3 protein-coding genes and 1 pseudogene are annotated in these 3,342 nt (G+C 38.4%); 2 read left to right on the forward strand and 2 right to left on the reverse strand.

Annotated features, from left to right (window positions below):
* Positions 1-190: 190 nt before the first annotated feature.
* On the forward strand, positions 191-577 hold the full coding sequence (locus IQ270_RS29165; protein WP_193976603.1) for a hypothetical protein: 387 nt from the start codon (positions 191-193) through the stop codon (positions 575-577).
* A gap of 275 nt (positions 578-852) precedes the next feature.
* Here the strand turns inward: IQ270_RS29165 and IQ270_RS31615 are convergent.
* Positions 853-1,136, reverse strand: a pseudogene (locus IQ270_RS31615) (ISAs1 family transposase); the annotation flags it as partial.
* 279 nt (positions 1,137-1,415) lie between these two features.
* Between IQ270_RS31615 and IQ270_RS29170 the strand changes: the two are divergent.
* On the forward strand, positions 1,416-2,612 hold the full coding sequence (locus IQ270_RS29170) for a hypothetical protein (protein ID WP_193976604.1): 1,197 nt from the start codon (positions 1,416-1,418) through the stop codon (positions 2,610-2,612).
* A gap of 124 nt (positions 2,613-2,736) precedes the next feature.
* Here IQ270_RS29170 and IQ270_RS29175 read toward each other — a convergent pair.
* Positions 2,737-3,342 (reverse strand): hypothetical protein (locus IQ270_RS29175; protein ID WP_228056808.1); only part of this gene is annotated, 606 nt, incomplete at its 5' end.

Below are 3,342 nucleotides of genomic sequence, written 5' to 3' on the forward strand. Positions count from 1 at the left end.
CGTCAAAAATCCCATCGGGCTGCTATGGATAATAACTATATGCTGACTGTTCTCGCTAGTTGTTTATTTCCACATGATGATGCCTCAAGACCCTGTTGTCAATAGGCTTTGAGATGCGCTTACCCTGGGTTTTCAAGCTGTTCAAAAAATTCGAGCTCTGCCTGACGGTTCTAACACTAAGATTATTGCTTTGAGCGCTAATGCTTTTGTTAAAACTCAGGAACTTGCCTTGTCGAACGGCTTTGATGATTTTGTTGCCAAACCGTTCCGAGAGGCAGTAATTTTTGAGAAGATGGCGCTTCATTTGGGAGTTCGCTATATCTATGAAGAGGAGTCGTCTAGGAAGTCCGAACAGGATGAGCCTGTTGTGCAACTGACTTCTGAGTCGCTGTCTGTGTTACCGAGGGAGTTGATTGAGAAGCTTTACAAAGCAGCCACTTGTGGAGACGAGCAAGCGGTAAGGCTGTTGATTGAGCGAGTTCCGCTGTCGCAGAAGCAAATTGCTGCGGCTCTGACTAAATTAGTTGACAATATGAGCTTAGATATTATCAGCGATTTGACTCAACACTACCTTTGAATGAACCCCACCAAAATCCAAGTTATGGGTATGGACTGCGCTCAACATCGGCAGGGGGAACGCATCTTATTTAACACTGATGAACAGTGGTGAGTATATTTCAAGATAAATTCACCATTATTAGAAGCTATAGATACACCTTGTAATGACTTTTTAGAGAAAAGAGAAACTGATTAATGGTGGTTTTTACTTGCTGCCATTTTTGAGAAAATAAAAAGCTTACAACCACTGTTTACAAGTTATATAATAGTTAATAATGAGTTATATGTGAGAATTTAGTTAACTGAAATAGCGAGAATCTTAGTCAAATAGTCATCATCCCATCTGGCTCGAAGTAGCTTATTTTTTGCTCCTGTTTTTGAGTTTTTTTCTTAATTCAAAAGATTTCGTGAGATGTGTCTAAGAATAGCAAAGTTGTGCGGAGCATTGTCTTCCTGATCCGACAATCATCTTCGCGAAAACCCACATCTAATACCCAATGTAAAGAATTTTAAATCCCCCAATGGCTGCGGACTGATTCACCAAGCTTTTGAGCATTATTTGGTAAACTACTAACGAACTCTGATTAAATGTTTGGTAGGTCCTCAATAATTATTCTCCAATATACCAGCAATACTTCGGACAGTTTTTTAACGGCCCTGTAAGCTTTACGGAGGAAGCCCTGCCATTTTTAACGGATTTTCTGAAACTTAGCGCTGAACTTAAACCTTGAAAAAATAGTCCAGCATATAGCCAGCAAGGGTTTAGGACACTAGACTAGATCTAAAACTGTCCGAAGTATTGATACCAGGTTATGCTAACATAAGATTTAGATGCGTTCGCCCTGGAGGCAAGAATTGTGGTTACAGAAAGGGAACTTATTTGTCAGTTGAATTACGGAACTGAAACTGTTATGGCGGATGTGGTTATTTCCCAGTCCGACGACTGCTCTGTTATTGCCACCATAACTCCGCATCAACAGATTAGTTTGATTTCTTCAAACGTAGATTGTTTTATAGAAAGTATTCCTAATGGTTTATCTTCACTTTTGCTCAAAAAAACACCCATTACAATTTCAGAACAAAATATCCAGTTAGAAGCGAAGTTAGGTTTAGCAGAGCTTGAATTGCAGAATCTTCCCCAAGATAGAGAAATAGTTTCAGTCCGAATGTATTTAACTAACCTCTTTGATCCATATTATTACAAAAATAATATCAAATTTGATATTAATATTCCAGGGCAGCCACAAGTTGTATTATCTGCTCACACAGAAGGAACAATATCGCATATTGCTGAAGTTTCTCAAATCCCATACTCTGATTTAGAGAAGATCAAAAAGTTGGTTGATTCAATATGCTGGCTTTGTTCTTTCGCCTCTGGACGGCTTTCCGCAGTTGCCAGAATGGAGGTACTACGTAACGAAGAACTTATATACCAGGAACTTACATCTGTTGTTGATATTACACTGAACCAAGGATCTAAAGTCATCTATGATGTAGACGATCTAACCCAGTTCATTGAACACAGCTATAAATACTATCAGCAGATTGCTACTACATACAATCTGAATAATTTAATTAACTTAGGTCTTCTGGCTAAGCATACACCTTATATAGAGGTTCAAACTCTATTAATGTGTAACTTTCTGGAAGTCTTGCGTTATAATTATGCACTAAAAGTTGGCTGTCCATCGGGAGTTTTTCGGCAAACTCGTAACAATAATTTTAAGTGGTTGAGTGGTGCAAACGGTGGAAAACAAGCCTCTTTTAATGAAATATTGACAAGATTCTGTGACAGCAATAGCATCATTTCTGGTGAGTTTAGTGGGGATTTCACCAATATTCGCAATGAGATCGTACATACTGGGAATATAACTGGCTCAAATTCTCTGGAAAAAATCCAAAAATATCAAGACTTACACCATTTCTGCGATCGAGTGATACTTGCTCTTCTCCAATGGAATTTAGTCTCAGGTCACTATATACCGAGAAATTGCCCCAATAACCCGAATCCAGCAGTTTTAGGAGTTAACCGGGTGGCATTTACAAACGAGTGATGGTCGCGGGGAGTTACATAAATGTAGGACGGAAAAGTTGTATGAAACTAGGAAAATCAGAAATTGCATATTTCACAATACAAGTGTTAACTCTATTAGAAAGCAGGTTTTGCCTGATGTAACTTCAGACACTCTGCCATAAAAAACAAGCTAATCCGATACAAATTAGAGCTATAAACCAGATTCCAGAAAGTAATAGAACTGCGCCTAAAGCTCCAACCCCTAAAGCAATCAGTTTCTTAACTTTGTTTTCACTACTATAGTCGGATGGATTTTCAAAATTCGTTAAGCTTGAACTACTGGAGGGATTGGATTGGATGGTTTTCTCTTGTTCTCTCTCTACTACAACTATAATTTTCTTTTCCAGTTCTAGCCAACATTTATTAGGATCAACTTCTACTCCTTTACACTCAACATCCCACTGATTCTCCATTGAGTAAAACACAGCCATATAATTACTAGCTAACCAAGGATCGCTTGATGCTGAACGTACATTTGGATAGGTTCCATTTAATTTTTTATAAGCAGCAAGACAAGCTTTCGTGCAAATAATAAACTCCTCTAAATGCTTTTTTACAAGTTCATAACTTGCAGGTTTTGATGACAAGCTTTTGTCAGTGGAGTCAACCATTGGAAGGAGACACCAGATATTTTTAGACGGGGTATCTAAATCTTTTTCCAATTGTGCCCCGATAGAGAGATTGTTTCCTACTGGCATACACTGTAGCAA

It is taken from the genome of Microcoleus sp. LEGE 07076, from assembly GCF_015207455.1.
Classification (GTDB): domain Bacteria; phylum Cyanobacteriota; class Cyanobacteriia; order Cyanobacteriales; family Microcoleaceae; genus Microcoleus.